This window comes from Amycolatopsis rhizosphaerae, from assembly GCF_007713715.1.
Classification (GTDB): domain Bacteria; phylum Actinomycetota; class Actinomycetes; order Mycobacteriales; family Pseudonocardiaceae; genus Amycolatopsis_E; species Amycolatopsis_E rhizosphaerae.
Map to the genome: position 1 here is coordinate 1 of NZ_VJWX01000477.1, position 5,408 is coordinate 5,408.

Consider the following 5,408-nt stretch of genomic DNA (forward strand, 5'->3'; position numbering starts at 1 on the left):
CCCCTGGCCCACCCGGTGGGCCGAACCCTCCGGGCGGCATCAACCCTCCCGGAGGAATCAACCCTCCGGGGGGCATCAACCCTCCGGGCACCGGCATACCTCCGGGCACCGGGAATCCTCCCCGCTTCCACCCTCCCGGAGTCAACCCGCCGGGCCACCAGTGGAACCCACCAATCCACGCGCCGGTCCACCCGCCGCGCCCGCCGGGCTACGTGCCGCCCACGTACAAGACGCCCACCTGGGACAGCACCACCGCGGCCGGGTACACGCCGAGCACCTCGTCGACCGACTTCAGCGGCGGGTTCGGGCCCAGCGGCTCAAGTTCGGGATACGGCGGTGGTGGCGGCGGTGCGGGTGCCGGTGGTATCTCGGGCGGCTTCGGCCCCGGCGGCTTCGGTCCCGGCGGTAGCGGCTCGCTGAGTGGCGGCGCCAGCACCGGTGGCGCGGCCGGAGCAGGCACCGGAGCGGGTGCCCGTGGCGCCGGCGGGATGGGCGGTGCCGGGACGTCCGGCGCGGCCGGCCGCGGCGGCACGTCCGGAATGGGCGGTATGGGCCACGGCGCCAAGGGCAAGGGCGGCGAAGACGAGGAGCACCAGACGAAGTACCTGGTCAGTGAGGATCCGAACTCACTGTTCGGCACCGACGAACTCACCGCGCCCCCGGTGATCGGTGAGTGAAGTGCTGAACGGTCCCCTCAAGCTCTCCACCCCCATCCTGATCAACCTGATCCGGAGACGTGGCGGCGAACCGCACCCCACGCTGGCGAGCACACCGGTCTTTGTCGAAGAAGACGTGCAGCGGACGGCCGACCAGGCGGTCAACACGCTCCTGACCGAACACGGCCTGATGGGCCCGCGCGGGATGGACCGGGACCTGCTCGGCCTGGTCGAGTCGCTGTCCCGGCCGGACCTGGAGTACTACGGCTGGTTCGAGGGCCAGTTCCCCGGTTCGCCGCCGAACTTCAGCGTGCTCGCGGGCAGTGGGAGCGGGGGTGCCTTCGTACTCGTCCGCCTCATCGACGAGGAGTCGGTGATCCTCGCCCCCGAGCGACCCGAGGAATTGCTCGCCGGCTTCCTCAACCAGATCCCGCAGAGCCGCCCGGGCCAGGGGCAGCCGCTCATCGCGACGAAGTCCGAGTTCGTCACCGGCAGGGACGCCGCCGCCGACGACGCGGACTTCTCCGTGATGAGGTCGGCCCGTGACGTCGCTCGCCCGGCTCCGGCCAAGGCAATGAAGCGGCTCATGGGCGCGCCGCGGACCGGTGCGGGGAGCCTCTACGTCGCCGCACGCTCTCGCGGGGGAAGCCGCCGACGGTGCGAAAAGCCGTTGAACTTCATCGACACCACGGAAGGCCGCTGGTTGATGGAGGAACGGCCGGCCCGTGGCGAACCGCTCATCGTGTTCACTCCCGCCACCCCGCAGGTGCTGGGCGACCGGTTACGGAACGCACAGAGCGCACTGGGCTGACCGACGTGCGCACCACCCACTCAGCCGAGCGGGTGGTGCGCACGCCGCAGGTGCGTCCATCCACAGGGCATCGCCCAGCGCGGTTGAGACCACTCCCGCGCGACACGCCGAAGACGCGTTCCACGGCGACACGCCGACGAACTTGGAGCAATCTTTTCCACACCTTACCCACAGGGTCTGACCTGGGGTTTTCTCGACTATCCCCGAAGTAGTCCCCAAGTTGTCCACAAGGAATTCGGATCTTGTGACTGGTTGGGGGCACCCTTCCACAAGTTATCCACAGGATGTCCCCAGGCAATCAACAGGCGGGTTTGCCTTGCTCCTTCCGGGGGATCTAGCGTTGCCCGCCGAGTGGTTGCGCGCGGTGCGCGAAACACCCGCCCGCACGGCGGGTGCCGGGGCGAAGGCTCCGGCATAATCGAACTGGTGTTCGCTTGACGAGGAGGTGTCCGCGCGGTGGCGCTTACGGACGACCGCGGTCCCGCCTACGCATCCGACCCGGGACCGGTTGATCCTGGCCCGCCGCCCGGTGAGTTCGACCGGCAGCCGCCCCAGGACATCGCGGCCGAGCAGTCGGTGCTCGGGGGCATGCTGCTGTCCAAGGACGCGATCGCCGACGTGGTCGAGGCCCTGCGGCCCGGCGACTTCTACCTGCCCAAGCACCAGGCGGTCTACGACTGCATCCTCGACCTCTACGGCCGTGGCGAGCCGGCCGACCCGATCACGGTGTCGGCCGAACTGGAACGGCGCGGCGAACTCGGCCGGGTGGGCGGGGCCCCCTACCTGCACACCCTGATCGCGACGGTGCCCACCGCGGCGAACGCGGGCTACTACGCGGAGATCGTGGCCGAGAAGGCGATCCTGCGACGGCTGGTCGAGGCCGGTACCCGCATCGTGCAGTACGGCTACGGCGCCAACGGCACCGGCGGTGACGTCGCCGAGGTGGTCGACCGCGCCCAGGCCGCGATCTACGAGGTCACCGAGCGCCGGACGAGCGAGGACTACGTCGCACTGGAGGAACTGCTCCAGCCCACGATGGACGAGATCGACGCCATCGCTTCGCGGGGCGGTTCCTCGCAGGGGGTGCCGACGGGGTTCGCCGATCTCGACGAGGTGACCAACGGGCTGCACCCGGGCCAGATGATCATCGTCGCGGCCCGGCCCGGTGTCGGCAAGTCGACACTCGGGCTGGACTTCGTCCGCTCCTGCTCGATCAAGCACGGTATGACCAGCGTGATCTTCTCGCTGGAAATGAGCCGGATCGAGATCGTCATGCGCATGCTGTCGGCGGAGGCGAGGATCCGCCTCGCCGACATGCGCGGTGGCCGGATGTCCGACGACGACTGGACCCGGCTCGCCAGGAGGATGAGCGAAATCAGCGAGGCGCCGCTGTTCATCGACGATTCGCCCAACATGACGATGATGGAGATCCGCGCGAAGGCGCGCCGCCTCAAGCAGCGCAACGACCTCAAGCTCGTGGTCCTGGACTACATGCAGCTGATGACCTCGGGCAAGAAGGTGGAGTCCCGCCAGCAGGAGGTTTCGGAGTTCTCCCGCCAGCTGAAGCTGCTGGCGAAGGAACTCGAAGTGCCGGTGGTCGCGATCAGCCAGCTGAACCGCGGTCCCGAGCAGCGCACGGACAAACGGCCGATGCTGTCCGACCTTCGTGAATCCGGTTCGCTGGAACAGGACGCGGACATCGTGCTGCTGATCAACCGTCCGGACGCCTGGGAGCGGGACGACCCGCGCGCGGGCGAGGCGGACCTGATCCTGGCCAAGCACCGGGCCGGCCCGACCAGCACCGTCGTCGTGGCCCACCAGCTGCACTACAGCCGATTCGCCGATCTCGCGCAGAGCTGAGCTCGGCGGTCAAGCCAGGAAGAGGTCGGCCAGCGCGGCGAGATCGGGCGCGGTCATCGTCGGTCCGGCCGCGCCCGGCAGAAGTTCCTGGCCCGGCCGGGCAAGGAAGGCGGTGCGCAGGCCCGCCGCCTGCGCCCCCGCGATGTCCCAGTCGTGGGCCGCGATCATCGTCGCCTCGCCCGGCTCCGCGCGATGGGCCTCGAGCACCTGGCGGTACGGCGCGGCGGCCGGTTTGAGCGCGCCGGCCTGTTGGGCGGAGAAGATCCCGTCGAACAGGCCGGTCAGCCCGGCGTGCCGCAACTGCGCCTCGACCGTGGCCAGCGGTGAGTTCGCCAGCGCGACCAGGGTGAACCCCCCGTCCCGCAACCGGGCGAGCGCCCCGGGCACCTCCGGATGCGGCGGCAGCGACCGCAGGGTCGCCCCGATCCTCTTGCGCTGCTCGTCGCTCGCCTCCCGACCGTGACCCGCGATGACCGCACCCGCGGCCGCCCCGGCGATCTCGGCGAAGTCGCGGTAACCCCCGGCCGCGGTGACGCTCAGCGCGGTGTGGATGACCAGGGCGAACCAGTCACGGCGGGCGTCGGCGGAGCCGGTGAGCTCGAGGAACACCTCGTCCAGCGGGGACAGGTCGAGAAGGGTCTCGTTCACGTCGAACACGCACAACACGGCAACTCCCATAGGTACGATTGAATTCGAACCTAGAAGGTACGACGAATGTCGTACCATGTCCAGGGGTGATGCACATGACCGGCGAACTACCGGCTCCCGAACTGGCCGAGATCAGCCTCAACACGGTGCTTTCGGCACTGGCCGACCCGTTGCGCCGCGGAATCGTCCGGGAACTGCTGGACGGAGACGGCGGCGAACGGGCGTGCGCCTCGTTCGAGCTGCCCAAGGCGAAGTCGACGCGTACCCACCACTGGCGCGTCCTGCGCGAGGCCGGTTTCATCCGTCAGCGCGACGCCGGTAACGGCACCTTCGTCCGCCTCCGAGGCGAGTTCGACGATCGCTTCCCAGGCCTGCTCGCCACCATCGCGAAGCTGGACGAGACCTGACGCCAGGATCGGCGGGGAATATCGCGGCACCACACGGTGTCGTACTAGAGTGATAGTTGAACTTTCAAAGATATGGAGGCCGCGATGAGTGCGACACCGGTGCTCTACCTGAGCCATGGCGCGCCGCCGCTCGCCGACGACGCCACCTGGACCCGCCAGCTGGCCGACTGGTCGGCCGGGCTGCCGAAGCCGAAGGCGATCCTCGTCATCTCGGCGCACTGGGAGGAAGCGCCGCTGACGGTCGGCGCCACCGCCCCGGTACCTCTGGTCTACGACTTCTGGGGCTTCCCCGAGCGCTACTACCGCGTCACTTACCCCGCTCCCGGCGCTCCCGAGTTGGCGGCGAAGGTCCGCAAGTTGCTGCACGGCCCTGGCACCGGCGTCCACGAGGCTCCCGACCGAGGACTGGACCACGGCGCCTACGTGCCGCTGATGGAGATGTACCCCGACGCCGACGTCCCGGTTCTCCAGGTCTCGATGCCTTCGCTCGACCCGCATGAGCTGTTCGAACTCGGCCGCAAGCTCAAGCCGCTGCGCGACGAGGGTGTACTGATCATCGGTAGCGGGTTCTTCACCCACAACCTGTCTGCGCTTCGCCAGGTCGGCGGCACCGACGGGCAACCTCCCCTGTGGTCGGCGGAGTTCGATCAGTGGGGCGCCGAACGACTGCACGCAGGAGACGTCGACGCGCTGCTGGACTTCCAACGCAAGGCGCCCGCCGCCGGGCTCGCCCACCCGCGGATCGAGCACTTCGCCCCGCTGTTCGTCACCCTCGGCGCCGGTGTCGACGACGCCGCTCCGCGGACCGTCATCGACGGCTACTGGTACGGATTGGCCAAGCGATCGATCCAGCTGGGCTGAACGACAGAACGGGCCCGGAAGCAGCAGTGCTTCCGGGCCCGTTTCAGGTCACCAAACCATCAGCCGTGGAGCTGGATTCCCTTGCCGCTCGCCAGTCCGGAGACCGGGCCCAGCAGGCCGGTCACCGAGTCCAGGCTCGGCAGCGCGGGCAGCTGGGCCTGGGGC

The 5,408-nt window shown here is 69.3% G+C and carries 6 protein-coding genes; 5 read left to right on the plus strand and 1 reads right to left on the minus strand.

The window, feature by feature from the left end:
- Positions 1-212 precede the first annotated feature (212 nt).
- The 3 genes from FNH05_RS30995 (at position 213) to dnaB (ending at position 3,327) form a co-directional block, all read left to right on the plus strand.
- Positions 213-677 (plus strand): hypothetical protein, encoded by a 465-nt coding sequence (locus FNH05_RS30995; protein ID WP_144592406.1) that lies wholly within the window; start codon positions 213-215, stop codon positions 675-677.
- On the plus strand, positions 670-1,467 hold the full coding sequence (locus FNH05_RS31000) for an ESX secretion-associated protein EspG (protein ID WP_246128040.1): 798 nt from the start codon (positions 670-672) through the stop codon (positions 1,465-1,467). Before FNH05_RS30995 ends, FNH05_RS31000 begins: the two co-directional genes overlap by 8 nt.
- Before the next feature lie 456 nt (positions 1,468-1,923).
- Positions 1,924-3,327, plus strand: a complete 1,404-nt coding sequence (gene dnaB, locus FNH05_RS31005) for a replicative DNA helicase (RefSeq protein WP_144592407.1) — start codon at positions 1,924-1,926, stop codon at positions 3,325-3,327.
- A gap of 9 nt (positions 3,328-3,336) precedes the next feature.
- On the opposite strand, the gene FNH05_RS31010 is transcribed toward dnaB, so the two are convergent.
- Positions 3,337-3,993 carry a haloacid dehalogenase type II gene (locus FNH05_RS31010; RefSeq protein ID WP_144592411.1) on the minus strand — a complete coding sequence of 219 codons (657 nt, stop codon included), beginning with the start codon at positions 3,991-3,993 and terminating at the stop codon, positions 3,337-3,339.
- 77 nt (positions 3,994-4,070) lie between these two features.
- Between FNH05_RS31010 and FNH05_RS31015 the strand changes: the two genes are divergently transcribed.
- The gene (locus FNH05_RS31015; protein ID WP_144592408.1) at positions 4,071-4,382 is read left to right on the plus strand and encodes an ArsR/SmtB family transcription factor; all 312 of its coding nucleotides are present in this window, start codon (positions 4,071-4,073) and stop codon (positions 4,380-4,382) included.
- Positions 4,383-4,466: 84 nt separating this feature from the next.
- Complete coding sequence (locus tag FNH05_RS31020) at positions 4,467-5,243, plus strand: dioxygenase family protein (RefSeq protein ID WP_144592409.1); 777 nt, start codon at positions 4,467-4,469, stop codon at positions 5,241-5,243.
- Positions 5,244-5,408: the final 165 nt, after the last annotated feature.